This window comes from Xanthomonas sp. CFBP 8445, assembly GCF_025666235.1.
GTDB classification, from domain to species: Bacteria; Pseudomonadota; Gammaproteobacteria; order Xanthomonadales; family Xanthomonadaceae; genus Xanthomonas_A; species Xanthomonas_A indica.
In genome coordinates, this window is record NZ_CP102594.1 from 4,806,205 (window position 1) to 4,831,811 (window position 25,607).

23 protein-coding genes are annotated in these 25,607 nt (G+C 70.2%); 8 read left to right on the forward strand and 15 right to left on the reverse strand.

Annotated elements, in window-relative coordinates; translation table 11 throughout:
* Positions 1-62 precede the first annotated feature (62 nt).
* Together NUG21_RS20690 and NUG21_RS20695 are read right to left on the reverse strand one after the other, a co-directional pair.
* Positions 63-1,124: a LacI family DNA-binding transcriptional regulator gene (locus tag NUG21_RS20690; protein WP_263391901.1), complete on the reverse strand. Its 1,062-nt coding sequence runs from the start codon at positions 1,122-1,124 to the stop codon at positions 63-65.
* Positions 1,124-1,324: a hypothetical protein gene (locus NUG21_RS20695; protein WP_263391902.1), complete on the reverse strand. Its 201-nt coding sequence runs from the start codon at positions 1,322-1,324 to the stop codon at positions 1,124-1,126. Before NUG21_RS20695 ends, NUG21_RS20690 begins: the two co-directional genes overlap by 1 nt.
* Before the next feature lie 376 nt (positions 1,325-1,700).
* On the opposite strand from NUG21_RS20695, the gene NUG21_RS20700 reads away from it, so the two are divergent.
* The 3 genes from NUG21_RS20700 (at position 1,701) to NUG21_RS20710 (ending at position 6,363) form a co-directional block, all read left to right on the forward strand.
* Complete coding sequence (locus tag NUG21_RS20700; RefSeq protein WP_263391903.1) at positions 1,701-2,639, forward strand: hypothetical protein; 939 nt, start codon at positions 1,701-1,703, stop codon at positions 2,637-2,639.
* Entirely contained in the window at positions 2,639-5,308 is a 2,670-nt protein-coding gene (plsB, locus tag NUG21_RS20705) for a glycerol-3-phosphate 1-O-acyltransferase PlsB (protein ID WP_263391904.1), read from the forward strand. The genes NUG21_RS20700 and plsB overlap by 1 nt, the downstream gene beginning before the upstream one ends.
* Before the next feature lie 212 nt (positions 5,309-5,520).
* Entirely contained in the window at positions 5,521-6,363 is an 843-nt protein-coding gene (locus NUG21_RS20710; protein ID WP_263393136.1) for a DUF2884 family protein, read from the forward strand.
* Positions 6,364-6,417: 54 nt separating this feature from the next.
* Here the strand turns inward: NUG21_RS20710 and NUG21_RS20715 are convergent, their stop codons facing one another.
* The gene (locus NUG21_RS20715) at positions 6,418-6,996 is read right to left on the reverse strand and encodes a DUF488 domain-containing protein (protein WP_242082726.1); all 579 of its coding nucleotides are present in this window, start codon (positions 6,994-6,996) and stop codon (positions 6,418-6,420) included.
* Positions 6,993-7,196 carry a YdcH family protein gene (locus NUG21_RS20720; RefSeq protein WP_010342388.1) on the reverse strand — a complete coding sequence of 68 codons (204 nt, stop codon included), beginning with the start codon at positions 7,194-7,196 and terminating at the stop codon, positions 6,993-6,995. The genes NUG21_RS20715 and NUG21_RS20720 overlap by 4 nt, the downstream gene beginning before the upstream one ends.
* A gap of 164 nt (positions 7,197-7,360) precedes the next feature.
* Between NUG21_RS20720 and bamE the strand changes: the two genes are divergently transcribed.
* Positions 7,361-7,939 (forward strand): outer membrane protein assembly factor BamE domain-containing protein, encoded by a 579-nt coding sequence (bamE, locus tag NUG21_RS20725; protein WP_263391905.1) that lies wholly within the window; start codon positions 7,361-7,363, stop codon positions 7,937-7,939.
* A gap of 129 nt (positions 7,940-8,068) precedes the next feature.
* On the opposite strand, the gene NUG21_RS20730 is transcribed toward bamE, so the two are convergent.
* The 8 genes from NUG21_RS20730 to NUG21_RS20770 all read right to left on the reverse strand — a co-directional run bounded on the left by NUG21_RS20730 (position 8,069) and on the right by NUG21_RS20770 (position 17,556).
* Positions 8,069-9,448 (reverse strand): XVIPCD domain-containing protein, encoded by a 1,380-nt coding sequence (locus tag NUG21_RS20730; protein ID WP_263391906.1) that lies wholly within the window; start codon positions 9,446-9,448, stop codon positions 8,069-8,071.
* An 11-nt stretch (positions 9,449-9,459) separates the two neighbouring features.
* Entirely contained in the window at positions 9,460-10,095 is a 636-nt protein-coding gene (locus NUG21_RS20735) for a hypothetical protein (protein WP_263391907.1), read from the reverse strand.
* Positions 10,096-10,204: 109 nt separating this feature from the next.
* A complete protein-coding gene (locus NUG21_RS20740; RefSeq protein WP_263391908.1) occupies positions 10,205-10,768 on the reverse strand; it encodes a DUF6891 domain-containing protein in 564 nt (187 codons plus the stop codon).
* A gap of 202 nt (positions 10,769-10,970) precedes the next feature.
* Complete coding sequence (locus NUG21_RS20995; protein ID WP_317852473.1) at positions 10,971-13,178, reverse strand: methyl-accepting chemotaxis protein; 2,208 nt, start codon at positions 13,176-13,178, stop codon at positions 10,971-10,973.
* 344 nt (positions 13,179-13,522) lie between these two features.
* A complete protein-coding gene (locus tag NUG21_RS20755) occupies positions 13,523-15,115 on the reverse strand; it encodes a choice-of-anchor Q domain-containing protein (protein ID WP_263391909.1) in 1,593 nt (530 codons plus the stop codon).
* Between the two features lie 287 nt (positions 15,116-15,402).
* Complete coding sequence (locus NUG21_RS20760) at positions 15,403-16,953, reverse strand: cryptochrome/photolyase family protein (RefSeq protein ID WP_263391910.1); 1,551 nt, start codon at positions 16,951-16,953, stop codon at positions 15,403-15,405.
* Positions 16,954-17,002: 49 nt separating this feature from the next.
* The gene (locus NUG21_RS20765; RefSeq protein WP_019796038.1) at positions 17,003-17,167 is read right to left on the reverse strand and encodes a DUF2256 domain-containing protein; all 165 of its coding nucleotides are present in this window, start codon (positions 17,165-17,167) and stop codon (positions 17,003-17,005) included.
* Positions 17,168-17,193: 26 nt separating this feature from the next.
* Entirely contained in the window at positions 17,194-17,556 is a 363-nt protein-coding gene (locus NUG21_RS20770) for a VOC family protein (protein WP_019796037.1), read from the reverse strand.
* Between the two features lie 56 nt (positions 17,557-17,612).
* Here NUG21_RS20770 and NUG21_RS20775 point away from each other — a divergent pair, with 56 nt between their 5' ends.
* From NUG21_RS20775 to NUG21_RS20790, 4 genes are all read left to right on the forward strand, one after another.
* The gene (locus NUG21_RS20775) at positions 17,613-17,735 is read left to right on the forward strand and encodes a hypothetical protein (protein ID WP_255421445.1); all 123 of its coding nucleotides are present in this window, start codon (positions 17,613-17,615) and stop codon (positions 17,733-17,735) included.
* A 55-nt stretch (positions 17,736-17,790) separates the two neighbouring features.
* Positions 17,791-18,666 (forward strand): tRNA 2-thiocytidine(32) synthetase TtcA, encoded by an 876-nt coding sequence (gene ttcA / locus NUG21_RS20780; RefSeq protein WP_263391911.1) that lies wholly within the window; start codon positions 17,791-17,793, stop codon positions 18,664-18,666.
* A 112-nt stretch (positions 18,667-18,778) separates the two neighbouring features.
* Positions 18,779-19,684, forward strand: coding sequence for a recombination-associated protein RdgC (locus NUG21_RS20785; protein ID WP_242082704.1), 906 nt, complete (start codon positions 18,779-18,781; stop codon positions 19,682-19,684).
* A gap of 67 nt (positions 19,685-19,751) precedes the next feature.
* Entirely contained in the window at positions 19,752-20,543 is a 792-nt protein-coding gene (locus tag NUG21_RS20790) for a M48 family metallopeptidase (protein WP_148828610.1), read from the forward strand.
* 720 nt (positions 20,544-21,263) lie between these two features.
* Here the strand turns inward: NUG21_RS20790 and NUG21_RS20795 are convergent.
* The 3 genes from NUG21_RS20795 to hemH form a co-directional block, all read right to left on the reverse strand.
* A complete protein-coding gene (locus NUG21_RS20795) occupies positions 21,264-23,459 on the reverse strand; it encodes a methyl-accepting chemotaxis protein (RefSeq protein ID WP_263391912.1) in 2,196 nt (731 codons plus the stop codon).
* A 233-nt stretch (positions 23,460-23,692) separates the two neighbouring features.
* Positions 23,693-24,535, reverse strand: coding sequence for an alpha/beta fold hydrolase (locus NUG21_RS20800; protein ID WP_263391913.1), 843 nt, complete (start codon positions 24,533-24,535; stop codon positions 23,693-23,695).
* On the reverse strand, positions 24,532-25,491 hold the full coding sequence (gene hemH / locus NUG21_RS20805; protein ID WP_263391914.1) for a ferrochelatase: 960 nt from the start codon (positions 25,489-25,491) through the stop codon (positions 24,532-24,534). The genes NUG21_RS20800 and hemH overlap by 4 nt, the downstream gene beginning before the upstream one ends.
* Between the last annotated feature and the right edge of the window lie 116 nt (positions 25,492-25,607).

Below are 25,607 nucleotides of genomic sequence, written 5' to 3' on the forward strand. Positions count from 1 at the left end.
GGGATCGTTGTTGTGTTCTTCTAGGTGGTGCAAAAACGACATCGGTGCTGCATGCGTCGGTGTCAGTCCATGGCGGTCCCTCGCTGGGCACTGGAAGCACGAACGATGAGTTGCGGGGCGATCGCGCCGGCCGACGCTGCCGCCGCCGCCGAAGCGGCGTGCGGCTCCAGCGCGGCGAGCAGCAACTGCATGGCGCGGGCGCCGAAGCCGGCGATGTCCACGCGCATGGTCGTCAGGGCCGGATGCACGTAACGTGCCATCGGCACGTCGTCGAAGCCGGCCAGGGCGATGTCCTCGGGCACGCGCAGCCCGGCATGGGTGAAGGCGAACAGGCAGCCCAGCGCCATCATGTCGTTGGCGGCGAACACCACGTCCGGCCGCTGGCCCTGCAGCAGGGCTTCGCCGGCGCGGTAGCCGGAGGCCTCGTCGAAGGCGCCGGGCAGCACCAGCGGCGCCACCTGCGGGGAGCGCTCGCGCAGTTCGTCGCGGTAGCCGCGCAGGCGCTCGCGCGCGTCGAAGTTGTCGTCCGGCCCGGCGATGAAGGCGATGCGGCGATGGCCCACGTCCAACAGGTGGCGGGTCATCGCGCGCGCGCCGCCGTAGTTGTCGACGTTGAGCACCTGCGCATCGCCGAAGCGCTCGGCGCAGTTCATCAGCACTGCCGGCAGCGTGCCGGGCAGCATGTCGGCCGGATCCTCGGCATCGCTGGCCAGGGACGGCGACATGATCAGCAGGCCGTCGACGCGGCCGGGCATGCGCCGCACCGCCAGCCGCTGCTGCTCCGGTTCGCCGTGGTAGCTGGACACCAGCAGGTGCAGGCCGCGCTCGCGCGCCACCGTGTCGATGCCGCGGATCAGTTCGGAGAAGAACTCGCCGTGCAGGTCCGGCAGCACCACGCCGATGGTGTGGGTGCGGCGGCTGCTCAGGCTGCGCGCGGCGTGGTGCGGCACGTAGTGCAGGGTGCGCGCGGCTTCCAGCACCCGCGCGCGCACCGTTTCGGCCACGTGCTGGTGGCCGTTCATGGTGCGCGAGACGGTGGCCACCGAGACGTTGGCCAGCCGCGCCACGTCCTTGATGGTGATGTTGGCGCGCGGATCCGGCGCCGGGACAGGCGGCGGGCTCATCAGCGTGCCTCCAGGGTCCGGAACGGGGTGGACAGGGTCAGCCGGCCGGCGCGGTACCGGTCGGACCTACGCGTGGCGCCGCGCTGGCGCGGCGCGAAGCGCGTGGTGGCGGGGCCGAGCGACGCATGGGACGAACACGCTGCGTGCCATTGCGCACGCGGCGGCAGGCGGCCGTCCTGCGCCTGCACCGGGCCCGTCATCGCACGTCCGCACAGGACTGCAGACAACACCCAGGCGCAGCGGCGCGCGCCACCGTGACCGAGCACTCGGATGATCTCTGACGAATATCGCACTGGGTCCCCCGGCCAGCACCGCCTCAATCGAGGTGGGCGGACGTTAGCAGCAACTGCAAGCGGTTACATGATGCGTTGCAACATGTGCAATCCCCTGGCACGTCTGGCGATACGCCGACATGCCTGTCCCGGGGTGCCCGGGCCGGGTCATGAAATGTCCCGCCGCGACAGCCGCCGCCCCCAGACGCCTGCGGGTCGCCGCGCACCGCTACCCCGCCCGGCTTGCCGGAATCGCCCGCGCCCAGCAAGATGCGGAACGTTTTGGGGAACGAGCCCGTACCGTATGTCGTCCTGCCCGACCCGGGTCATCTCCTCACGCGCGCTGTGCGTCCTGCTGTTGGCGATGCTCGCCCTGGCCATGGGCGGATGCAAGCGCACGCCCGCCGAACTGCCCGGCGCCAGCGCCGAGCCGGCCGCGGCGGTGCGCACGCTGGCGCACGCGCTGCAGCGCAACGACCTGCTCGGTTACGCCCAGGCCGCGGTGCCGCCGGCCCAGTACCAGCGCCTGCAGCAGGCCTGGAACGAGGACCGCAGCCGCTGGCCGCTGACCGAACTGCCGCTGGCCGAACGCCTGCCCGAGGTGCTCGACACCCTCGCCGCGCCGGACGCCGAGCGCCAGCTGCAACGCGCCTTCGACGCGCAGTTCGGCGGCCAGGCGGCGAGCCTGAAGCAGGCGGCGCACTCGCTGGGCCTGTTCGGCGTGCAGTTCCTGCGCAACCAGGGCCACTACACGCCCGAGCAGCGCGGCCACTACGTGCAACTGGTGCAGGCGCTGAGCGCCTGGGCCGCGCGCGCGCCGTTGTCCGAGCGCAAGCGCGCCCAGGCGGCGATCGCGCGGCTGTGCGCGGGCGCGCGCCGGACCGGCGTGCGCAGCGATGCGGACCTGCGCAAACTGGGCATGGACGAGAGCCTGCGCCGGCTGGGCCCGTTCCTGGCCGACCTCAAGGCGGTACTCGCCGACTACGGCCTGGACCTGGACGCCAGCGCCGGCGCGCTGCGCACCGGTCTGGTGAACCAGCAGGGCGACCAGGCCGTGGTGCGCATCCAGTACCCGCTGGACGGTGAACAGATCGACACCACCGCGGTGCTGGTGCGCCGCGATGGGCACTGGTACCTGCGCGACACCCTCCGCGAGGTGGATGCGCTGCTGGTGGCCAGCGCCAGCCCCCCCGCCCCGGCCGCGGCGCCCGCCGCCGACCCCACCCCGCCGGCTAAGCGATAATGGCCCCGATGCCAGAACAGAATCCCCTCCCGTTCCCCGACGACGCCGCGGCTGCACGCGCGGCCGACGCGGCCCCTGCGCCCGCCGACGCCTCCCCGGCCGACCCCGGCGCTTCCTCTTCCTCGACCGCCGCCTCCGCCCTGCCGGTGGCGGCGACCACCGCGCGCCAGGCCAAGGGGCCGCTGTGGGCGCGCCTGCTCGGCCGCCTGGCCGATCCCTGGCTGGGCCTGAAGATCGAACCGGCCGAACCCGGCCAGTACAACGACGGCCGCCCGGTGGTGTACGTGCTGGAGGACTATGGCCTGTCCAACGCGCTGATCCTGGACAAGGCCTGCCGCGAGTCCGGCCTGCCCTCGCCGCTGGTGCCGCTGCCCGGCGACCCGCTGGGCCGCAAGCGCGCCTACCTGGCGCTGTCCCGGCGCAGCAGCAACCATGCCCTGCTGCCGGAGCAGCGCGGCGCCAAGACCCACTCCGACTCGCTGGCCAAGCTGCTGCAGGCGCACCGCCTGCGCCCGGACCTGGACATCCACCTGGTGCCGGTATCCATCTTCGTCGGCCGCGCCCCGGACAAGCAGAGCGGCTGGTTCGCCGTGCTGTTCTCGGAAAACTGGGCGCTGGTGGGCAGCTTCCGGCGCCTGCTCGGCGTGCTGCTCAACGGCCGCAGCACCATCGTGCGCTTTGCCCCGCCGGTGTCGATGCGGCAGACGGTGGAGGAAGGGCTGCCGCCCGAGCGCACCGTGCGCAAGCTGCAGCGCGTGCTGCGCACCCACTTCCGGCGCATCCGCGAGGCGGTGATCGGCCCCGACCTGTCGACCCGGCGCCTGCTGGTGGACCAGGTGCTGGCCGCCGAGCCGGTGCGCGAGGCGATCGCCGCGCAGGCCAAGCGCGACAACAGCAAGCCGGTGGACGCCTGGCGCAAGGCGCATGCCTACGCCTGGGAGATCGCCGCCGACTATTCCAGCCCGGTGGTGCGCTCGGCCAGCTTCCTGCTCACCCACGTCTGGAACCGCATCTACGCCGGTGTGCTGGTCCACCACCTGGACAAGCTCAAGGACGCCGCGCCCGGGCACGAAGTGATCTACGTGCCCAGCCACCGCAGCCACATGGACTACCTGCTGCTGTCCTACCTGCTGTACGAACGCGGCATCGTGCCGCCGCACATCGTGGCCGGCATCAACCTCAACCTGCCGGTGGTCGGCACCCTGCTGCGCAAGGGCGGCGCGTTCTTCATCCGCCGCTCGATCAAGGGCAACGCGCTGTACTCGGCGGTGCTCAGCGAATACGTGGCGCAACTGGTGGCCGGCGGCTACTCGATCGAGTACTTCGTCGAAGGCGGACGCTCGCGCACCGGCCGGCTACTGCAGCCCAAGGGCGGCATGATCGCGATGACCCTGCGCGCGTTCCTGCGCCAGCCGCGCAAGCCGGTGCTGTTCCAGCCGATCTACGTCGGCTACGAGAAGCTGATGGAAGGCAACAGCTACCTCGACGAACTCAGCGGCCGGCCCAAGGAAAAGGAATCGATCTGGGCGCTGCTGTGGGGCATCCCCAAGGTGCTCAAGCAGAACTACGGCCAGGTGGTGGTGAACTTCGGCGAGCCGATCGCGCTGAGCCAGATGCTGGCGCAGCGCGCGCCGGAGTGGGACGGCCGCCCGCTGGGCGAGGACGAGAAGCCGGCCTGGCTGAGCGGCACCGTCGATGCGCTGGCGCAGCAGATCCAGGTCCACATCAACGCCGCGGCCGACGTCAATCCGGTCAACCTGCTGGCGCTGGCGCTGCTGTCCACGCCCAAGCACGCCATGGGCGAGGCCGACCTGATCGCGCAGATCGAACTGTGCAAGAAGCTGCTGGCGGAACTGCCGTACTCGGACCGGGTCACGGTGACCCCGCACTCGCCCGAGCGCATCATCGCCCACGCCGAAGAGATCAACGTGCTCACCCGCACGCCGCATCCGCTCGGCGACGTGCTCAGCGTCAATGGCGACAACGCGGTGTTGCTGAGCTACTTCCGCAACAACGTGCTGCACCTGTTCACCGCCTCCTCGTGGGTGGCGTGCTGCTTCCAGAACAACCGTCGCATGAGCCGCGCCGGCCTGCTGCGGCTGGGCCGCACCGTGTACCCGTTCCTGCAGGCGGAACTGTTCCTGCCGTGGAGCGAGGACCAGTTCGCCGAGCGCATCGAACGCACCATCGAGGTGTTCGTGCGCGAAGGCCTGCTGCTGCAGCTCAACGAGGACGACGGCAGCGTGCTGGCGCGCAACACCGGCCAGACCGACGAGGTGTTCCGCCTGCGCGCCATCGGCCACTCGCTGCAGCAGGCGTTCGAGCGCTATTACATCGCCATCTCGGTGCTGGTGAAGAACGGCCCGGGCAAGCTCGGCGCCGGCGAACTGGAGAGCCTGTGCCAGCAGGCCGCGCAACGCCTGAGCCTGCTGTACGCCCCGGCCGCGCCGGAGTTCTTCGACAAGACCCTGTTCCGCGGCTTCATCCAGAAGCTGCGCGAGCTGAAGCTGGTGTGGCCGGACGAGAACAGCAAGCTGGTGTTCGACGAACGGCTGGATGCGTGGGCGAAGGATGCCAAGTTCATTCTTGGCCGCGAGTTGCGCCACACCATCGAGCGGGTCAGCCCGGAGGCGGCGAAGGTGGAGGAGCCGCCGGCTCCGCAGGATTGAGGCGGCAGTTGCACCTGCAGTGGTAATGCGGTGAGATCCTGGCGCGTGGCGACGCGCCAAACACAAGGGCGCCCTGGTATCACTGCGGCGCGGCGGGTGACGCCGCGGCACAGTGACTTCCGACACGCGACCGTGGCCCTGTGCGGCCCGAGCATGCTCCAGACTCCCTGCTGCGGGTTCCGGCGATGCGCACAGCTCCTCTCTTCGCTCTGTTGCTGCTTGCCGCCTCCAGCGGCCTCGCGTGGGCCGACCAGGACGACGACGGCGGCAAGCACGACCATCGGCCGCAGGTGTCCTCGCGCCAGTGCGGCCTGAGCACGCCGTTCAACGTGCTCGCCGACACTGGTGGCATCTGGCTGACCCGCAGCGACGGCGATGGGCCGCGCGAGATCTTCTTCCATGCCGGCGAATTGAGCGTGGATCACCGGGTGCAGCAGGTCGGGGACGCCGATGCGCAACGGCTGCTGGAGATGGAACGCGAAACCCGCGCGCTGATGCCGCAGGTGGCCGACCTCTCGCACGAGGTGGTCGATCTCAGCTACGACGTGCTCGGCTCGGTCGTGGAGATGCTGACCGGCAGCGCCGGCAACGCGCGCAAGATCGAACGCCTGCGCACGCACGCCAACGCCTACGTCGACGGCACGCTCGGCAAGGGGCGCTGGGACCAGGACGCGTTCGACGACCGGTTCGAAGACTATGTGGAGACGCAGGCGGAGCGCTTCGTGGGCAGCATCACCCGTCACGTGCTCTGGCAGGTCATGACGGGCCGTGGGGACGCCATCGGCGACCGCGCCGAGCGCATGGATGCGGCCCTCGAGGCCCGGCTGGATGCGCGCAGCAAGGGGATCGAAACCAAAGCGCAGGCGCTGTGCGCGCGGGTGGTGCGGCTGGATCAGCTGCAACAGGCGCTGGAGTACCGCTACCGCGGCCAGCCCCTGCGCCTGCTCGCCGCCTCCGAGGACGGTGCGACTGGACAAAGCACCGCCGCCCTCGTCGGCACCGACGATACGCCGCGGAGCAATGCGGTCACGGTGCCGTCGGTCCCAACGCATTGAGCCTGACGCCGCAGCTGGCGCGTGGCGACGTACCAACCGCGCTGTCAGCACCGCTCAGGCGTCGAACAGGTCCCCGGTGCGCGGTCCGGCATCCGCCGTATCCGGCGGATAGACCAGTTGCCCATGCGCGTCGCTGCGCGCGGCCGGGTTCAGCGTGGCCGGTTCCTGGCGGCCGACATCGATCAGGTGCACCACCGGGTGGCCCTGGTGCAGCAGATGGTCGCAGATGATCTGGCGGTGGCACTGGCGCCAGTAGGCCTCGGCGCACATCACCGCGCATGCGCCGTCGTCGCCGAAGGCCTGCAACTCGGTCAGCGCCTCGGCGAATTCGCTGCCCAGCGCATAGTCGGCGTAGTTGTGGAAACTGACGCTGCGCCAGTGGCCGTTGCGCTGCGGATCGACGCCCGGCTGCTTGCCGCGGCGCCCGCCCAGGGCGCGGAAATGCCGGTAGCCGATGCCTGCCGCGGCCAGCGCCGGCGCCAGTGCGCTGCCGTCGAACTGCGGGAATCGCCGCGAATACGGAAACGCGCGTACGTCCGCCAGGCGGGTGACGCCCGCGCCCTGCAGGATCTGCAGGAAGGTCTCCAGGCTGCGCGTGGAATGGCCGACGCTGAAGAAGGTCGCCGCGCTCACGCCGGTTCGTCGGGGATCAGCAGGTGTTCCAGGCGCATGATGCAGTCCTTCAATTGCAGCTTGCGCTTCTTCAGCCGCTTGGCTTCCAGCTCGTCGTCCAGGTTGGCCGGGATGCGCTGCAGCTGCTCGTCGAGCGCACGGTGCTCGCGACGCAGGGCGTCGATGCGCAGGGAGATCTCGGCGGGCGTCAGGGTGTCCACGAGGTTCGAGCATACACAGGGCACTGGTCCGCCGTCACCGTGCAGCGCGCCGCTATGCCGGGCGCAGGCCAGCCGGCACAATGCGCGCGGGAGCCGCGGCGGAGGCGGCACCCTCCCACCCTCGTGCCACCCGCGGCAGGATCGCCGCGTCGAAAGGAGTCAGCATGCGTTCGTTCCGTTCCCCGTTCGTTCTCGCCCTCGCCCTGGCGGCGGCCCTGCCGCAATTGGCCGCGGCGGCCGATCCCACGTTCGCCGGCTTCCTGTGCTGCAACATGCGCAGCGACGGCAGCTGGATCAGCGACAGCAACTACGCCGAAGACGGCAAGCGGGTGATCCCGGCCGGCACGCCGGTGCAGGTGACCGGCTACGGCCGCTACCGGGTCAATGTGCTGATCGACGGCAAGAAGCAGTCGATCGGCAACGACTACAGCCGCGACCTCGGCAACGCCGCTTTCGCCCAGCGCTACGTGGTCGCGCAGGATCCCACACCGAAGCTGGCGGCCTACCCGCCGAAGATCCGCGAGGCGATCGCCGCCAACCGCGTGACCCAGGGCATGACCCGCGAGCAGGTGCTGATGGCGATGGGCTATCCGATCAGCAGCGAGAACCCGAGCCTGGACGCGCCGCTGTGGCGCTACTGGCTCGACAGCTTCAACGAGTTCCAGGTGTCCTTCGACGGCAGCGGCAAGGTCGACAAGCTCACCGCCGATCCGAAGACCCAGAACCTGGTCTGGCAGCCGTAATCCTGGCGCGCAGCCGCGCGCCCTGGCGCCGCACTCCGGACCAGACAGGAGGCGGTGCGCACCGCGTGCATGGCCGCAGCGTCAGGCGACCATTGCGCACCGATGCGGGGGCCGGCGCCCCCGCTGCGCTCAACGACTCAGCACCTGCGGCGGATCGTTCCGCGTCGGGCCCTGTTGCGACGCCTGCAGCGCCTGTTCCTGCGCCTGCGCCTGGCGCTGCGCCTGCCCCTGCTGCGCCCCCAGTTGCTGCAGCTGCTGGTAGGTCTCCTGCGCCGGCCGCGCGATCGCCTCGCTGGTCGGCATGTGCGCGCGATTGGCGTAGGGATCGGGGGAGACGTCGCCCCCGCTGCGGTACACGAACGCCAGTTCGCCGCCCTGATGGGAAGCAGTGGGCCGGTTGAAGCCGACCGACAGCTGGTCGCGCTCGCTGAAGCCGTTCTGCCTGGCCAACAGGGTCAGGCTGGCGGTCATGCGCTCGCTGTTGTCGTCCCAACCCTTGCCGATCGCCTGTTCGGCCTGGGCCACGCCGGTGCGCACCCGGTCGTGCAGGGCGCGGTCGGCGCCACCCGGCGCGGCGGCGGGCTCGCCGGCGCGCGGCGCGGGCGGCTGCGCCTGCGGCTCGGGCTTCGGTGTCGGCGCGGGACCGTCGCGGAATCCTGTCGGCAGCAGATCGCGCGGCACCTGCGCGGCATCGATGCCGACCGCCTTGAGGTCGGCATGCACCGCCGGCGGCGTGCGCTCGGGGTGCTGCGCCTGCGCCCGGTCCTCGGCATTGGCGATCTGCGCCAGCGCGCGCTCGCCATAGTGCTGCGGGTAGCCGCGCGCGTCGTAGAACAGCTTGCCCATCGCCTCCACGTTGCGCGGATTGTCGGCGTCGATCTTCAGATCCTTGCCGAAGCTCAGCCCGTCCTTGGCGGTGTAGGTGGCCTTGCTGCCCACGCCCTGCTTGTCGATGTAGCTCGCCATCTCGGTGCTGGCGTTGTACAGGTCCTTGAGCGTGGCCTTGGGATTGTTGCGGGTGACGTAGTCGGCCAGCGTATTGACCCCGGCGATCTCGTCCTTGGCCTCGCGCGTGCGCTGTTCCTGCCCGTAGGCCTTGAGCGCGGCGGTGTAGTCGTGCGGCGAGGGCGAGGCGGCGATGCCGTCGATCTTGGCGGCGAACGCCGCATTGCTGCGGTCGATGGCCGTCTTGTTGATGGCATGGCCGATCTCGTGGCCCAGCACGATGCGGGCGGTGTTGGCCGAATCGTCGCGCGGGGAATTCATCTTCGCCGTTGCCAATACATCCATGGGCAGCTCGATCTGCCCCGTGCGCGGGCTGTACGACCCGGTGCCCGCCTCGGGGCTGGGCGCGAAGCCGGACAGCTGCTGTTGCCCGATCGCCTGTTGCACGCGCGAGCGCAGCTCCGGGGTGTTGTCCAGCATCTGCCGCAGCGCCTGGCCTTCCTTCGGATGCGCCTGTGCGAAGGTGTCGACCATGCCCTTCAGGCGTTCGTCGTCGTGTGCCATCTCCGCGCTCCTTATGCGTCGACCAGGATCTGCAGCATCTCCACGCACGCCTGCGCATCGTGCTCGCCGGCGTCCTTGCCGACGAAGGCGTACACCGCCACCGCGCCGCGTTCGAAATGCCAGCGGCCGGCGCTGCCCGGACGCGGCGGCGCGATCCAGCGCGGCACGAAGCCGGCCGCGACCAGCGCCTGGCGATAGCCGGCCAACGATTGCGTGCACTGCGCCGGCGCCGCGCCCGGCGCGGGCGTGAAGCGCAGGTCCAGCCGCGACGGCGGCGCAGCGTCGGCATCGGCGACCGATTCCAGCGTGTAGCCGCCACCGCCGGCGAGCGTGCCGGACGCGCTGAACGCATGCCCGCCCTCGTCCTCGACCTGCAGACCGGTCTGCGCCGCGACCTGGGTGGCGACCAGATCCTGCCTGCCGCCGACCGCCAGGATCAACCGTACTACGCCTTGTGCCAGGTGTTCTGGCGTCATCTCCGACATGGTCCGCTCCGTGTGTGCAGGGGTGATCGAGGGGGAAGAAGACTGTGCGCCGGCGCAGGCGGCCAGCAGCGCGGTGGCCAGCACCAGGGCCGTGTGCAGCGCCGGGCGCGTGCCGGCTGCGCGCCGCGACCGGCGGCCATTGCGATGAAACATCCGCTCCATGAAACGCTTCTCCGTCAAACGCCTTCCGCGCATCGGGACGCGCTCAGGCATGAACGGGCAATTGTAGCCAGGGTGCTACCACCACGCAGCCCGCGGCCGCACCCCCGCATCAATCCCAATCGGCGCGTCGCTGCCAGACGAAGCCGGGCAGATCGATGCGCTTGCGCGGCGTGCCATCCCAGTCCACGGTGAAGCCCGCCGCACGCAACGCTGCGGCGACCTGTTGGCCGACCGCCAGATCTGTGTCCTCGCGCCCGTCCAGATCGCCGAACGCCAGCATCAGCCCGGCGCCATCGATGGCGCGCTCCATGTCCTGGCCATGGTAGAAGCAGTAGCCGTGATAGCGCCTGTCCGGCGCGTCGGCCACCGCCTGGCTCACGTCGGCGTGGCCCTCGGACATGGTGTAGCCGGCATTGGCCAGCGCACAGATGCCGTCCTGGTGCAGCCGCTCGAACAGCGCCTCGAGCCGGTCGCAATCGGTCTGCGCCGGCCAGGCCTGCTCCGCCTGCTGCTTGGCCTGCCACTGGCTGGCGACCGAGGCGCGCAGCATCGCCTCGTCGCAGTCGTCTTCGAGGATGTCCTCGATCATCTCCTGGATCTCGTCCTGGGAGTAGAACCCGGACCAGACCCATTTGCGGATCGCGTCGGACACGTAGGCGTCGGATTCGTTCATGGCAGATCCTGCGAGCGTTCGGATCGGCCATGATTCCACACGTCACCCGTCGCTGCAGGTGGCCACGACCCGACGGACACCGGCGATTGCCATGGAACACCATCCGCGACTGTCGGCCGCGCTGCGCGAACGCACGCCACGCCTTACCAGGGAGGAGGCGTGGCGTGCGCGCTGCGGTCCGCAGCGCGCCGTCTCGGCATCCCTAGCCGGCGTATTCGACCAGCAACGGCGCCGCCACCCGCGGCAGACCACGCCTGGCGCTCGAGGGACCGGCCGTGCCCAAGGACTTGGCCTGGCTCCGCGCCGGCATGTCGCCGGTGCTGCCCGCCACGCGGAACAGCGTCACCGCCTCGCCGAGCTGGATGGCCTGCTCTTCCATCGCCTGGGCCGCCGCCGCGGCTTCTTCCACCAGGGCGGCATTCTGCTGGGTGGCCTGGTCCATGTGGGTGATGGTCTGGGTGACCTGTTCGATGCCGTTCGACTGCTCCTGCGAAGCGGCCGAGATCTCGGTCATGAAGTCGGTCACGCGCTGCACGCTGGCGACGATCTCGTGCATGGTGCTGCCGGCGCTGTTGACCAGCAGCGAGCCTGCGTCCACCTTGCTCACCGAGTCGTCGATCAGCTGCTTGATCTCCTTGGCGGCTTCGGCCGAGCGCTGCGCCAGCACCCGCACTTCGCTGGCGACCACGGCAAACCCGCGGCCCTGCTCGCCGGCGCGCGCGGCTTCCACCGCGGCGTTGAGCGCCAGGATGTTGGTCTGGAAGGCGATGCCGTCGATCACGCCGATGATGTCGGCGATCCGCCTGGATGAGGTCTGGATGCCGTTCATCGTCTCGATGACCTCGGCCACCACCGCGCCGCCTTGCGACGCCACCGCGGTCGCGCCGATGGCCAACTGATTGGCCTGGCTGGCGCGTTCGGCATTCTGGCGCACGGTGGAGGTCAGCTCCTCCATCGAGGCGGCGGTTTCCTCCAGGCTGGCGGCCTGCTGCTCGGTACGACGCGACAGATCGGCGTTGCCGGCGGCGATCTCGCCGGCGGCGCCGGTGATCTGCCCGGCCGCATGCTGGATGCGGCCAACGATCCCGGTCAGCTGGGCCACGGTGGCATCGGCATCCTCGCGCATCTGCGCGAACACGCCCTGGAACTGCCCCTCCATGCGCGTGGTCAGGTCGCCGCTGGCGATGTCCTGCAGCAGTTTGGACAGCGCCTGCAGATTGTCGTCGGTGGTCGCCATCAACTGGTTCAACCCCTCGACCATCTCGCGGAAGTCGTACTGGAAGCGCGCCGTGTCGCCGCGCACGGCGAAGTCGCCGGCGGCCGCGGCGTCGACCAGCCGCCCGATCTCGGCGTTCATCGCCGACAGATTGCGCTTGACCTGGTCCATGGTCTCGGTGAGCGCGGCCTGCTCGCCGGGCAGGCGATCCATGTCCTGCGACAGGTCGCCGATCGCGTAGCGTCCCATGATCTCGAGCAGGCGCTGCTGGAGGCTCACGTGCATGTCGAGCAACGCATTGCTCTCGCGCACCATGCGCCCGTACTCGCCGGGAAACGCGTGCTCGTCCATGCGCCGGCTGACGTCGCCGTGCTCGTGGTGCCTGGCCACCTGCGACTGCGCCGCCATCACCGCCTGCAGCTGCGCCTGCATGCGGTCCATGCTGGTCAGCAGGCGGCCCGTCTCGTCCTTGGGCTGCGGCGGGATCCGATGGTCCAGCCGGCCCTGGGCGATGGATTCGGCGATTTCGGTCGCGCGCCCGAGCGGCCCGGCCAGGCTGCGGGTGATCAGCACGCTCAAGATCGCGCCGAGCACCGCCGCCAGCAGGCCGAACCCGATCAAGGCACGATTGCTGAACAGCAGGGCCGCCTGGATCTCGTCGGAACTGAGCGCGTTCTGCCGGATCTGCAGATCGACCGCGTTCTGGATCACCTGCACGCGCCGCGCCAGCAGCGGCGCGGCATCGCCGTACAGCAGTTGCCTGGCCGCCTCGATCTCGCCGGAACTGGCCAGCGCCAGCACCCGGCTGTTGACCGACCGTGCGGCCGCCTGCGCGTCATGGATCTCCTTGCGCATGGCCAACCCTGCCGGCGTGCCGGGCAGGGCGTCCAGCGCCTTGCGACGGCGATCGTTGTCGACGCGGATCTCCTGGATCTTGGCGGCGAGCGCCGGGCGCTTGTCGGCCGGCGACAGCATCATGTCGCGCAGGTAACGCTCCGCGCTCATATTGTTGCGCAGCATGGTGTACAGCAGTTCGGTCTTCAGATTGTTCTCGTGGACGATCTTGTCGACCGCCTGGCGCACGTTGTGGAACTGGTAGAGCGCCAAGGTAGAGGAAGCGCCAAGCAGCACGATCAGCAGGCCGAACGACAGCGCAAGGCGCTGACTCACCTTGAAGGAGTGAAAGAAATGCATCCGGGGGGACTCGCGAGGGGGGGTACCTCTATCGGTATCTGCATCGCGAACTTGACCCCCAGCGCACGACCCAGGTCGCAAATCCGGACATTCGCAGGCGCAGACGTCGGCGGCGCCGCGCCGTCGCGCAACACCGCCGATGCCCAGGAAAGCAGATACGCCACCGTATCGTCCGCAGCGCGTGCGCAGGCTCGAACGGCGTTGTTGGCATGCACCGCAACGCGCGTCATGCCTGCAATGGCGAGGTCCGCGCGGCTCTCCTCATCCCGGCGACAGACGCGCAGCCGCACCGGCCAAGCCGGCGCGACCGCGCGGTGCCATGCACGTCATGACCGTGAATCGGCCTACTTGATCTCCACCGCGCCGAGATCGCACACGGCGGTATCGCGGGGATTGCCGCGCTGGTCGATGGCGGCGCAACCGCTGCCGGCGTTCAGCGCGGGACTGTTGGCCGCGGGCAGCTGGGTGAGGGTCGGTCCACCGTTGTTGGCAGGGGCCGACAGCAGCGGATCGGCCGCTTTCACATTGCCCGCGGCCAGGCAGGCGTTCGGCCACACCGCACCCTTGGCCGAGTATTCGATGAGGTTGTTGCCGGTGTTGCTCTGGTTGTTGCAGAACACCCGCTCGGTCTTGGAATACAGGATGCTGTTGCGCAGGTCGAACCTGTCGCCGAACAGCGTCACCCACGGCGTGTTCTCGGCGAAGGTGACGTTGTTGAAGCGGACGCTGGGGCTGCCCTGGTCGCCATTGGCCGGCTGCCAGCCGACATGCTGGATGGCCGCGCCCACGCCCTTGGCGGAGTTGCCGTAGAAGGTGCTGTTGCTGACGTCGCAGGCGCCGTAGCAATCCAGGTACAGCGCGCCGGCGTTGCCCTGTTCGGCCTTGTTGGACAGGAAGCTGGTCTCGGCGACGCGGATGGTGCCCGGCGTGGTGATGGCGGTGCCGGCATGCGAGGTGTCGGTGAAGCCCATGCTGATGCGGGCGCCGCCGCCCGGGCCACCGGTGGCGACGTTGTTGGCGAAGGTCGAATACTTCACGTCGATGGTGTCCGGCGCGTACGCCCACAGCGTGGCGCCGCCGGAACCGTTGGCGGCGACATTGTTGCGGACCACGGTACCGCACACCGCCAGCGTGCCGCCGCTGCCGACGCCGCCCTTGAGATAGCCGGCCAGCGACGCGCCGTCGGTGTCGATCGCGCCGCCGCCACCGAAATTGCCGGCATCGGGGAATCCTTGCGGCGCATTGATCGCCTGGTTGTTGGCGAACTCCGAGCCGACGATGGTCAGCCCGCTGAGCTGGGTGTACAGCGCGCCGCCGAGCCAGGAGCTGTTCTTGTAGAAGCCGCTGCGGACGATGGTCACCTCGGCGTCGCTGCCGGCGAAGATGGCGCCGCCGCCGATGCTGCTGCGGTTGGCCAGGAACTGGCTGTTGAGGACTTCCAGTTTGCCGCGGTAGCCGACCTTGATCGCGCCGCCGCCCCAGGTGCCCGGGTCGTAGGCCTGGTTGGACGCCGGCTGCACCGAACTGCCGTTCTGCAGTTTCAGGTTGCGCACCGACAGCGCGCTGCCGGCGTTGACCAGCAGGATTCTGACGGACTGGCGACCATCCAGGGTGATCCTGCCCTGGCCATCGATCACAGTGGGCGTCGTCGCCGCGATGACGATCGAACGGTCGACCGCGATGCTGGTCGGCTGGGCGCCACAGTTGAAGGTGATGTAGCCGCCTTGCGCAGCGGCGGCGGCCAGCGCACTGGCGGTGCAACTGGCCTGCGTGCCGTTGCCGACCACCGTGGCCGCGGTCGGCAGCGCCCAGGCCTGCGGCACGCTGCATTGCGGCGCCGCGGGGACCGCGGCGATCGCCGTGGCGGTGGTCATGAGGGCGAGCACACCCAGCGCGCGGGCGCTGGTGGTGAGGGAAAGCGTCGTGGTCATGATCATGCTCGATAGGGTTGCGGGGGAAACAACACGACGCACGACAGTCATCCGGCTGTCACCGCGTCACTGACACTTCGAGTGCAACCGGCGGGCCTGCGCCGACCGGCGGCATAGAGTGCTTGAGCGCATGGCGATCGACCGGAACGCAGGTAACAGATTGCGCGATGGCAGACGCATCGCATGCGACAGCGCGCGAATGCGCGGCGCGCTGCACGATTCGGTTGGGGCGCAGGACACGTTCCGGCAATGCGGGCATGTGCAGCGCTCGCGTTCGATGCGCGTGGCCCGCGCTACAGCGTGTCCAGGCGTTCGCGCAGATGCTGCGCGTGCGCGCGCAAGGCCTGCAGTTGTGTGGCCGGCAACTTGCCCAGCTGGCGGTAGACCATGTCCAGGCGGCGATTGCGGCCCAAGGTGTCCTGGTGCCGTGCGAAGAAGTCCCAGTACAGCGCGTTGTACGGACACGCCCGCGAACCGGTCTTCTGCTTGCGGTCGTAGCGGCAGCCCTGGCAGTAGTCGCTCATGCGGTCGATGTAGGCGGCGCTGCTGACGTAAGGCTTGGTCGCGAGCAGGCCGCCATCGGCGAACTGGCTCATGCCCACGGTATTGGGCAGTTCGACCCATTCGAAGGCGTCGATGTAGACGCCCAGGTACCAGCGATGTACCTCCGCCGGATCCAGGCCGGCCAGCAGGGCGAAGTTGCCGATGACCATCAGCCGCTGGATGTGGTGGGCGTACGCATCCTGCAGGGACTTGCCGATGGCGTGGTGCAGGCAGCGCATGTGCGTGTCGCCGGTCCAGAACCAGGCCGGCAGCGGCGTGGCGTGGCCGAGCGCATTGCGCGCTTCATAGCCGGGCATGTGCGCCCAGTAGATGCCGCGCACGTACTCGCGCCAGCCCAGGATCTGCCGCACGAAGCCCTCCGCCGCCGCCAGCGGCGCCGCCCCGGCGGCATAGGCGGCCAGCGCGCGCTGCACCAGTTCCTGCGGCCGCAGCATCTTGGTGTTCAGGGCGAAGGAGAGCTGCGAATGGAACAGGCGAGGACTGCGCGTGCTCATCGCATCTTCGTAACGGCCGAAATGTGGCAGGCCGTCGGCGATGAACCGGTCGAGGCACGCCAGCGCCTCGGCGCGGTTCAACGGCCAGCGCAGCGCGTCTGCCTGCGGCTGGCCGAAACTGTCCACGCCAGCGGCCTGGATGCTGGCCCACAGCGCGCGGTGATCGTGGGTCGGGCGCGTATCCGCCGGCGGCGGTGGATCGCCATGCCAGGGCTGGCGATTGTCGTGGTCGTAGTTCCACTGCCCGCCCTCGGGCGTGCCGTCCGCCGCAAGCAGGATCCGGTGGCGCTTGCGCATGTGCCGGTAGAAGTGCTCCATCAACCACTGAGGGCGTCCGCGGAAGAAGTCCGCCAGTTCACCGCGGCGGGTATAGAAATGCGTGCTGTCCACCGCTTCGATCGCGATCGCCTGCGCCGCGCCCCACTGCCGCAGTTGCTGGTCCAGGCGCCATTCGTCCGGATCCTGGTACTGCAGGCACTGCGCACCGTAGTGCGCCATCAGCGCAGCGAGATTGGCGGGGATGGACTGGCGGTTGCTCGCGTCGTCGATCGCCACGTAGCGCACGCGATGGCCGGTGCTGCGCAGATGCCGGGCAAAGTCGCGCATCGCGGCGAACACAGCCAGGATCTTCTGCGCATGGTGCAGGACGTAGTCGGTCTCCTGCCGCACTTCCATGAGCACATACACCACGCCGGGATCGCACACGTCGAACCAGGCGTGCTCGGGATCGAGCTGGTCGCCCAGCACAAGGCGCAAGGTGTGGGCAGTGGGCGGCACCGGGCTCATGCAGGGCGGCACGCCTGCGCGCATGCGGTGCGCCAGCGCACGGCCCGGCTCATGGCGCCTCCGGCACGCGCACGCGCTTGCGCTCGCCACGGCAACGGTCGGAGCAGTACTTCACCTCGTCCCACACCTTCTCCCACTTCTTGCGCCAGCGGAACGGCCGGCCGCAGTGCAGACAGGGCTTTTCCGGCAGATCCTGTTTCTTGCGCATGCGCATCCGCGGCTCGCCAGGTGCGCCGCCGCTTACGGCTGCGCCGGCCACTCGCGGAACACCACGCAGACCGTGGTCGGATCCAGCATCGCGAACTCGCGCGCACCCCACGGCTTGAGCGCGACGGTGCGGGCATTGGGATGCAGCCATTGCGGCGCGCGTGCGGACAGCTCGGCATGGATCGTGTCGATGCTGTCGGTTTCGATGCCCAGTTCCGGCCGGTCCTTGGCCGCCCATTCGGCGTTCTCCACCAGATAGGCCTTGGCGCCGTCGCGCGCGATCACCGCCATCGTCGCGTCCTGGTACAGCACCTGGAAGCCCAGGCCATCGACGAAGAAGGCCAGCCCGTCCTGCATGCGCGCGTAGAAGATCTTGGGGATGAGGTTCTTGAACATGGGGCGACCCTGCGTGCGTGGCTGGGGCGAGTGTACTGGCCCGCCCGAGACGCGGCATGAGCGCGGAAGACGGCCTGTCCTTCTGCGCGCACACCAGCGCGGGACTGCGCTGCCTCGGCACCGTCATCGCCCGCCTGACCAGCATGTTCGGCACGATCGAGGTGGCGGAATTGGAGTGACCCGCAACGTCGCCCGCGCAGCGCCGTGCCAGCCGCGCCGACTACACTACCGCCGATGACCTCGCCCCTGCCCCTGCCGCCGCTGCACCCGCTCGCCGATCCCGCACCGCCTGCCGCCCGCGACGCCGCGGCGCTGGGCAAGCGCCTGTGCCGGCAGGTCGGCCAGGCCATCGCCGATTTCGGCATGATCGGCGCCGGCGACAAGGTGATGGTGTGCCTGTCCGGCGGCAAGGACAGCTACACCCTGCTGGACATCCTGCTGCAGCTGCAGCGCAAGGCGCCGGTGCCGTTCGAGCTGGTGGCGGTGAACCTGGACCAGAAGCAGCCGGGGTTTCCCGCCGACGTGCTGCCGACCTACCTGCGCCAGCGCGGCGTGCCCTGGCATGTGATCGAGCAGGACACCTATTCGGTGGTCACCCGGGTGGTGCCCGAGGGCAAGACCCTGTGTTCGCTGTGCTCGCGGCTGCGCCGTGGCGCGCTGTACCGCTACGCCGCCGAGCACGGCTTCACCAAGATCGCGCTGGGCCACCACCGCGACGACATCGTCGCCACGTTCTTCATGAACCTGTTCTTCCACGCCAAGCTGGCGGCGATGGCGCCGGTGCTGCGCAGCGACGATGGCCGCCACGTGGTGATCCGGCCACTGGCCTATGTGCGCGAGGACGACATCGCCGCCTACGCGCAGGCGCAGGCCTTCCCGCTGATCCCCTGCACGCTGTGCGGCAGCCAGGAGACGCTGCAGCGCCGCCAGGTCGGGCAGCTGCTGCAGCAGTGGGACCGCGAGCATCCGGGGCGGGTGGAGCAGATCGCCCGCGCGCTGGGCAACGTGCATCCGGCGCAACTGGCCGACCGCGCACTGTTCGACTTCGCCGCGATCGGCGGCGCGGCGATCGCCCCGGCTGGCGCCTGGGCGGACGACGCGCCGGGCTGAGCCTGCTCGCTGAACCGCCCGATGCGGTACCCGGGCGGACACGATGCGACAATGGCCGCCGCTCCCCGGCGCACGCCGCCGGACCGTTCCGTTTCCTTCCGCTGGATGCTCGATGTTCTTTCGCAATCTGACCCTGTTCCGCTTCCCCACCACGCTCGATTTTTCCGAGGTCGAAAAGCTCCTGCCGGAGGTCCTGCTCAAGTCGGTCGGCCCGCTGGAAATGAGCTCGCGCGGCTTCATCTCCCCGTTCGGCCGCGACGAGCAGGAGGCGCTGTCGCACCGCATCGCCGACTTCCTGTGGCTGACCGTCGGCGGCGAGGACAAGATCCTGCCCGGCTCGGTGGTCAACGACCTGCTCGCGCGCAAGGTCGCCGAGATCGAGGAGAAGGAAGGCCGGCGCCCCGGCGGCCGCGCACGCAAGCGGCTCAAGGACGACCTGATCCATGAATTGTTGCCGCGCGCCTTCGTCAAGTCCTCGCGCACCGATGCCATGCTCGACCTGCAGCACGGTTACGTCGCCGTGGACACCTCCAGCCGCAAGACCGGCGAGAACGTGATGTCGGAGATCCGCGGCCTGCTCGGCAGCTTCCCGGCGCTGCCGCTGAACGCCGAGGTGGCGCCGCGCTCGATCCTCACCGGCTGGATCGCCGGCGAGCCGCTGCCCGAAGGCCTGAGCCTGGGCGAAGAGTGCGAGATGAAGGATCCGATCGAAGGCGGCGCGGTGGTCAAGTGCCAGCACCAGGAACTGCGCTGCGACGAGATCGACAAGCACCTGGAAGCCGGCAAGCAGGTGACCAAGCTGGCGCTGGTGCTCGACGACCACGTGTCCTTCGTGCTCGGCGACGACCTGGTGATCCGCAAGCTGAAGTTCCTCGACGGCGCGCTGGACCAGCTCGAGCATGCCGACCAGGACGGCGTGCGCGCGGAACTGGACGCGCGCTTCGCGCTGATGAGCGCCGAGGTGCGGCGCCTGTTCCTGCTGCTGGAAGACGCGCTGAAGCTGAGCAAGGCCGACTGATGCCGCGGCGGAGGCGGCCGCACGCGGCTGTCACCGTGCGCGCCCGCGCCGGCGGTATGCTGTGCCCATGCCCGATCTGCTCCGTCGCCTGATCGCGCCGCCCCCGGCGGCCGTCGAACGCGACCTCGTCCGCTTCCGGTTGGACGAGCGCGAAGTCGAGGTGCTGCGCGTGCGCGACCCGCGCGCGCGGCGCATCAAGCTCAGCGTGGACGAACGCGGCGCGCGGCTGACCCTGCCGCTGCGCGCCAGCCTGATCGCCGGCGAGCGCTTCCTGCTGGAGAACCGACAGTGGCTGGCGCAGCAGCTCTCGCGCTATGTCGCCGCCGAAACGCTGACGCCACTGCGGCCCGGCGAAGCCGGCGAACTGCCGCTGCGCGGGCAGTCGCTGCCGGTGGCCTGGCACGACGCCCGCTACGCGCGCATCGAGGTCGCCGACGGCGTGGCCCACCTGCACCTGCCGCCGCGCGGCGGCGATGCGGCGCTGCGCCGCGCGCTGCGCGATTTCTACGAGGCCCAGGCCCGCGCCGACGTCGGCCGCTGGCTGCCGCAGTATCTGCCGTCGCTGCCGCGTGCCCCGCGCGCGGTGCGCTACAAGGTCATGTCCTCGCAGTGGGGCTCGCTGGCGCCCGACGGCAGCATGGCCCTGGACCTGGCACTGGTACTGGGGCGGCCCTCGGCGTTCGAGTACGTGCTGGTGCACGAGCTCTGCCACCTGATCCAGGCCAATCACTCGCCGGCGTTCTGGCACGAGGTGGAAGCACGCTTCCCGGACTGGCGCGCCGAGCGCACCTGGTTCCACCAGCACGGCCGCCAGCTCAAGGCGCATCTGCGCTGGCTGCTGCGGCCGGATCGGGACTGAAGCGCGCATCTGCGAACGGTGGGAAACGCGCCGTAGGAGCGGCTTCAGCCGCGACGGGCGTCACCGGGGAAGCCTGTCGCGGCTGAAGCCGCTCCTACAAAACAAGCTGCACACGACAGGCTTGGCCGAGCACGTTCTTCGAAGCGTCCCGGCGGTGGTGCACCCGGACCGCGGCTGAACGCCGAACATCGCGGTGCGCGCGGCGTCAGCGGCGAGGGTGCGGTTGAGTAGCGCATCGGGCAAGCATGCTGCGCTGCGGCACGAGATGGCGCGAGCGGGGGTGCGAACAAGGGGGATAAAGGCGGTGGGTGGCCGCGCCGATGCGCTCGCATCGTGGTGTGTTGGCCCAGCGCTGCGGAAGCAGAACTCCATGCAGCGCCCGGTAGGCCCCCCTCTCCTCCCGCCTACCGCAAATCAGGCGCGTCCTCCGGCGCCAGCGAGGCGGTACGGTCCGTGCGGCGCTACGCCGGCATGTCAGGACGCCGGGATCGAGCCGCGAACTCAGGACGTATCGCGTCTACGCCTGTTGACGGCAGGCGTGGGCGCAACTTAAGCGAAAATTTTTCTACACACAAGCTTCACTTTGAGTGTGTAGGGCGCACCCCTACAACGCTGTCCGCAGGCCCCTGACGCCGCGGATGTGGCGTGCCGAGGGAAGACACGCTGGTCGCCGCGCGCGCTGCGCACGCGATGCCCGATCCTGCCGCCAAGGCCTGCGCATCAGGCGCTGCGCGCGTAGTCGAAGCCGGCTGGCGCAGGCTGGATCGCCAGCACCGGCAATTCGTCCTCCGCAGGCAGGACCGGCGGTGCCGCACCGGCCAGGCGGAACACCGCCACTGCCTCGCTCAGGCTGCCGGCCTGCTGCTCCAATGCGCGCGAGGCCGCAGTGGCCTGCTCCACCAGCGCCAGGTTCTGCTGGGTGCTGTGGTCCATCTGCGCCATCGCCTGGCCGACCTCGTCGATGCCGGCGGCCTGCTCCTGCGACGCGGCCGCGATCCCCGTCATGAGCGCATTGACCTCGCTCACCGATGCCAGCACGCGGCCCATGGTGCGGCCGGCATCGTGCACCTGTGCCGAGGCCACCGCGACCTGGTCCACCGACGCCTCGATCAGGCGCTTGATCTCCTTGGCCGCATCGGCCGAGCGCTGCGCCAGCGCGCGCACCTCGCTGGCGACCACGGCGAAGCCGCGGCCCTGTTCGCCGGCGCGTGCGGCCTCCACCGCGGCATTGAGCGCCAGGATGTTGGTCTGGAAGGCGATGCCGTCGATCACCCCGATGATCTCGCCGATCTTGCGCGAGGCCGCTTCCACGCCCTGCATCGCACCGACCGCCGCGTCGATCGAAGCCCCTCCCTGGCCCGCCACGGTCGTCGCCGCGTCGGCCAGTTCGTTGGCGTGGTGCGCGTGCGTGGCGTTCTGGCGGACGGTGGCGGTCAGGCGCGCTGCCGCCCGGGCGGTGCGCTCCAGCGTGCCGGCCTGTTCGGCGCTGCGCTGCGACAGGTCCTGGTGACCGCCGGCAATGGCGCCGGCCTCGGCGTCGATCGCCGCGGCGGCGTGCTGGATGCCGGCCACGATCGCGGCCAGTTGGTCGGCGCTGGCATTGGCGTCGTCGCGCATGTCGGCGAACACGCCGCGGAAGTCGCCGTGCATGCGCACGCCGAGATCGCCGCTGGCGATGGCGCGCAGCAACCCGGACAACTGGCCCAGGTTGCCGTCCACCGTCGCCATCAACTGGTTGAGGCTCTCGAGCATGATGCGGAAATCGTGCTGGTGCGCGCCCAGGTCGGCGCGTGCCCTGAAGTCGCCGGCTGCGGCAGCCTCGGCCAGGTGCCAGATGTCGCGGCTGAGCGTCCCCAGGTTGGCCTTGATCGCATCCATCGCCTCGGAGATCGCGGCCTGCTCGCCGGGCAGGCGCGGCATGTCCTCGCTGAGATCGCCGATGGCGTAGCGCCGCATCAGCGCCACCGTCGACTGCGCGGTGCCGACGTGCAGGTCGACCAGCGCATTGGCGTCGCGCAGCAATTGTCCGTAGTCGCCGGGGAACGCCGCTGCCTCGCCGCGCCAGGCGATGGCGCCGTCCGCATGCTGTTGCGCCATCCGCCGCTGCTCGGCCAGCACCGCCCGCAGCTGCGTCTGCATGGTCTGCATGCTGCGCAGCAGATCGGCGGCTTCGTCGTGGCCCTGCGCCGGCACCACCGCATCGAGCTGGCCGGCGGCGATGGCCGCGGCCACCCGGGTGCCGTCGCGCAAGGGCCGCACCAGGCTCTGGGTGATGCACCAGCCCAGCCAGGCGCTGACCGCCAGCAACAGGCCGCCGCCGAGCAGCAGCATCCAGCGCGCGCGGGTCATGGTGGCCACCGCCTGCGCGTACGAACCGTCGCTGAGCGTGCGCAGGTGCGCGGCGTTGCGCTGGATCGCCTGCTGCCACTGCGCCAGCAGCGGCTGCAGGGTGTACAGGTGCAGGGTCTGCGCATCCAGGTTCTGGTTGTCGGCAGCCAGGGCCAGCACCTGCGACTGGAACGGCTGCACCTGCGCGTAGGCCTTGTCGATCGCCGCGCGCAGCTGTGCGCCGGTGCGGTCGGCCGGGTCCAGGCGCAGCGCGAACAGGGTGCGCCGTGCCTGCGCGTAGTCGCGCTGGGCTGCGCCGATGGCACGCACCACCGCCTGCTTCTCGTCCGGGTTGGTCAGGATGACGTCGTTGAGCAGGCCGATCTCCAGCCGCGCCTGCGCGGCGACCATGGCGTTGGACAGGCGGATCTTCTCCATCTTGTCCAGGGCGATGTCGTCGAGCTGATGCCGCGCCAGCGCCATCGACGCCAGGCTGGCCACGATCAGGGCGCCGCAGATCAACAGCAGGGCAGCGAAAGCGAAGGTCAGGCGTGGGCCGACCCGGTAGCGGCGAAGGAAGCGGATCATCGGAGGCGCGGCGCAGGGCGAAAGGTGCGCGTACGCTGTGCGCAGAAGTTTTCCGAAACGCGACGGCTCGGCGACAACATGCCGAACTGTGACGCCGGAAAGCGCACGACCGCGGCGGGCTGCACAGCGCCGATGATGCGTGCGTCGCAGTCCGCGTGCGGAGTGTGCGACGGAGCGATGGCGCCGCAGGAGCGCACTGCAGTGCGGCGACCGCCGCGCCGGCCGCGGCCGCCTCAGAGGAACTCGCGCAGCACCGCGGCCACCGCCGCCGGTTGTTCCATGTGCAGGTGGTGGGTGCCGGGCAAGGTGTGCACGCGGCCGTCGCGCAGGCACGCGGCGCGCTGCAGGCGCAGCGGCTCGGGCAGCATGTCCTGCGCCGGGTCGGCGAACACCACCGCGGTCGGGCATTCGATGCCGGCCAGCAGCGCCTGCATCTGCGGCTCGGTCGCGCGGATCGCCGTCGGCAGGGTCAGGCGGCGGTCGCTGCGCCACACGTAGCCCCCATCCACCGCGCGCACGCCGCGCTCCACCAGCAGCCGCGCTGCCGGTTCGCTGAGCTGGTTGGCCAGCATCCGCGCCCGCACCGGCGCGGCCAGGTCGGGGAACACGCGCAACGGCGTGGCGGTGGCGCGGCGGGTGCTGGCCACGCTATGGCGCAGCCGGGCCACTGCCCCCGCCTCGCTCTCGGCCAGGCCGCCCAGCATTTCGATCGCCACCAGCTTCTCGACACGCTCCGGCGCCGCGGCAGCCAGCAGGCTGGCGATGGCCGCGCCCATCGAATGGCCGATCAGCACGAAGCGCTCCCAGCCCAGCGCGTCGGCCGCATCCAGCACCGGATGCAGGGCGCTGGCCAGCAGGTACTCGGCGCCATCGGACAAGGCGCTGCTGTGGCCATGGCCGGGCAGGTCCAGCATCACCAGGTCCAGCTGCGGCAGGTGTCGGCTGAGCGGCACGAAGCTGGCGGCGTTGTCGAGCCAGCCGTGCAAGGCCAGCGCCTTCGGCCCCGCCGGGTCTCCGCTGCGCAACCCGGCCAGCGCGCCCACCCGCGAGGGGCAGGCGAAGGGACGCACGCTCATGCGGCGCGGGCCGCCAGTTGCGCCAGTGCGCGCGCGTGCGCCGGGGCGTCGTTGAGGCAGGGGATGTAGCGCACCTGCATGCCGCGTTCGGCGCAGGTCTCGACGAAGCCCATCGCCACTTCTTCCAGGGTTTCCAGGCAATCGGTGGCGAAGCCGGGACAGATCACGTCCACCTGCTTGACCCCCTGCGCGGCCAGCTCCCACAGCCGCGGTTCGGCATACGGACGCAGCCAGCGCTCGGCGCCGAAGCGCGACTGGTAGCCGAGCTCCCATTGCCCTGCCTCCAGGCCCAGCGCGGTGGCGATCGCCTGCGCGCTGGCTTCGCAGCGCTGCGGGTAGGGATCGCCGTTGTTGGCCACGCGCTGCGGCAGGCCGTGGAAGGAGAAGAACAGGCGCTCGCCACGGCCGTGCTGTGCCCAGTGCGCACGCACGCTGTCCGCCACCGCCTCGACCCAGGCCGGATCGGTCGGATAGTCCTCGATCAGGCGCACCGGCAGCTGCGGATGGCGCGCCTGCCAGGCGCCCACCACGTCCTCGATCGAGGCGGTGGTGGTGGTCGAATACTGCGGGTACAGCGGCAGCACCACGATCCGGCGCACGCCCGCCTCGCGCAGCGCATCCAGGGCCGGCGCCAGCGCCGGCGCGCCGTAGCGCATCGCCCAGGCCACGCGGTGCCCGGGCAGTTCGCGCTGCATGCCCTCGGCCAGGCGCCGGGTGTACACCGCCAGCGGCGAACCGTCCGCCAGCCACACCTGCGCATACTTCTCCGCCGACTTCGGCGAGCGCCGCGGCAGGATGACCCAGTGCAGCAGCGGCCACCAGAACAGCCGCGGGATCGCGACCACGCGCTTGTCGCCGAGGAACTCGGCCAGATAACGGGCGACCGCAGGCGCGGTCGGCGCCTCGGGCGTGCCTAGATTCACCACCAGGATGGCGGTCTCGGGTGCGTCGGACATGCGCGCATTGTGGCAGAGCGCGCACGCCACGGCGTGTCGATTCGCTCGATCGCGGCGATCGATGGCGCCTGCGCGCAGCCCGGCACCACTCCCGGCACCACTCATTGCCGATTCAT

What these genes read in the sequence shown, in the direction of transcription:
- NUG21_RS20690 (WP_263391901.1), bottom strand. Translation starts at nt 1,124, where the DNA reads ATGAGCCCGCCGCCTGTCCCGGCGCCGGATCCGCGCGCCAACATCACC.
- NUG21_RS20775 (WP_255421445.1), top strand. Translation starts at nt 17,613, where the DNA reads ATGAGCGCGGAAGACGGCCTGTCCTTCTGCGCGCACACCAGCGCGGGA.
- NUG21_RS20740 (WP_263391908.1), bottom strand. Translation starts at nt 10,768, where the DNA reads ATGAACGAATCCGACGCCTACGTGTCCGACGCGATCCGCAAATGGGTC.
- NUG21_RS20755 (WP_263391909.1), bottom strand. Translation starts at nt 15,115, where the DNA reads ATGATCATGACCACGACGCTTTCCCTCACCACCAGCGCCCGCGCGCTG.
- NUG21_RS20735 (WP_263391907.1), bottom strand. Translation starts at nt 10,095, where the DNA reads ATGGAGCGGATGTTTCATCGCAATGGCCGCCGGTCGCGGCGCGCAGCC.
- NUG21_RS20995 (WP_317852473.1), bottom strand. Translation starts at nt 13,178, where the DNA reads ATGCATTTCTTTCACTCCTTCAAGGTGAGTCAGCGCCTTGCGCTGTCG.
- NUG21_RS20700 (WP_263391903.1), top strand. Translation starts at nt 1,701, where the DNA reads ATGTCGTCCTGCCCGACCCGGGTCATCTCCTCACGCGCGCTGTGCGTC.
- NUG21_RS20730 (WP_263391906.1), bottom strand. Translation starts at nt 9,448, where the DNA reads ATGGCACACGACGACGAACGCCTGAAGGGCATGGTCGACACCTTCGCA.
- bamE (WP_263391905.1), top strand. Translation starts at nt 7,361, where the DNA reads ATGCGTTCGTTCCGTTCCCCGTTCGTTCTCGCCCTCGCCCTGGCGGCG.
- plsB (WP_263391904.1), top strand. Translation starts at nt 2,639, where the DNA reads ATGGCCCCGATGCCAGAACAGAATCCCCTCCCGTTCCCCGACGACGCC.
- NUG21_RS20795 (WP_263391912.1), bottom strand. Translation starts at nt 23,459, where the DNA reads ATGATCCGCTTCCTTCGCCGCTACCGGGTCGGCCCACGCCTGACCTTC.
- ttcA (WP_263391911.1), top strand. Translation starts at nt 17,791, where the DNA reads ATGACCTCGCCCCTGCCCCTGCCGCCGCTGCACCCGCTCGCCGATCCC.
- NUG21_RS20800 (WP_263391913.1), bottom strand. Translation starts at nt 24,535, where the DNA reads ATGAGCGTGCGTCCCTTCGCCTGCCCCTCGCGGGTGGGCGCGCTGGCC.
- NUG21_RS20785 (WP_242082704.1), top strand. Translation starts at nt 18,779, where the DNA reads ATGTTCTTTCGCAATCTGACCCTGTTCCGCTTCCCCACCACGCTCGAT.
- NUG21_RS20765 (WP_019796038.1), bottom strand. Translation starts at nt 17,167, where the DNA reads ATGCGCATGCGCAAGAAACAGGATCTGCCGGAAAAGCCCTGTCTGCAC.
- NUG21_RS20760 (WP_263391910.1), bottom strand. Translation starts at nt 16,953, where the DNA reads ATGAGCCCGGTGCCGCCCACTGCCCACACCTTGCGCCTTGTGCTGGGC.
- NUG21_RS20695 (WP_263391902.1), bottom strand. Translation starts at nt 1,324, where the DNA reads ATGACGGGCCCGGTGCAGGCGCAGGACGGCCGCCTGCCGCCGCGTGCG.
- NUG21_RS20770 (WP_019796037.1), bottom strand. Translation starts at nt 17,556, where the DNA reads ATGTTCAAGAACCTCATCCCCAAGATCTTCTACGCGCGCATGCAGGAC.
- NUG21_RS20790 (WP_148828610.1), top strand. Translation starts at nt 19,752, where the DNA reads ATGCCCGATCTGCTCCGTCGCCTGATCGCGCCGCCCCCGGCGGCCGTC.
- hemH (WP_263391914.1), bottom strand. Translation starts at nt 25,491, where the DNA reads ATGTCCGACGCACCCGAGACCGCCATCCTGGTGGTGAATCTAGGCACG.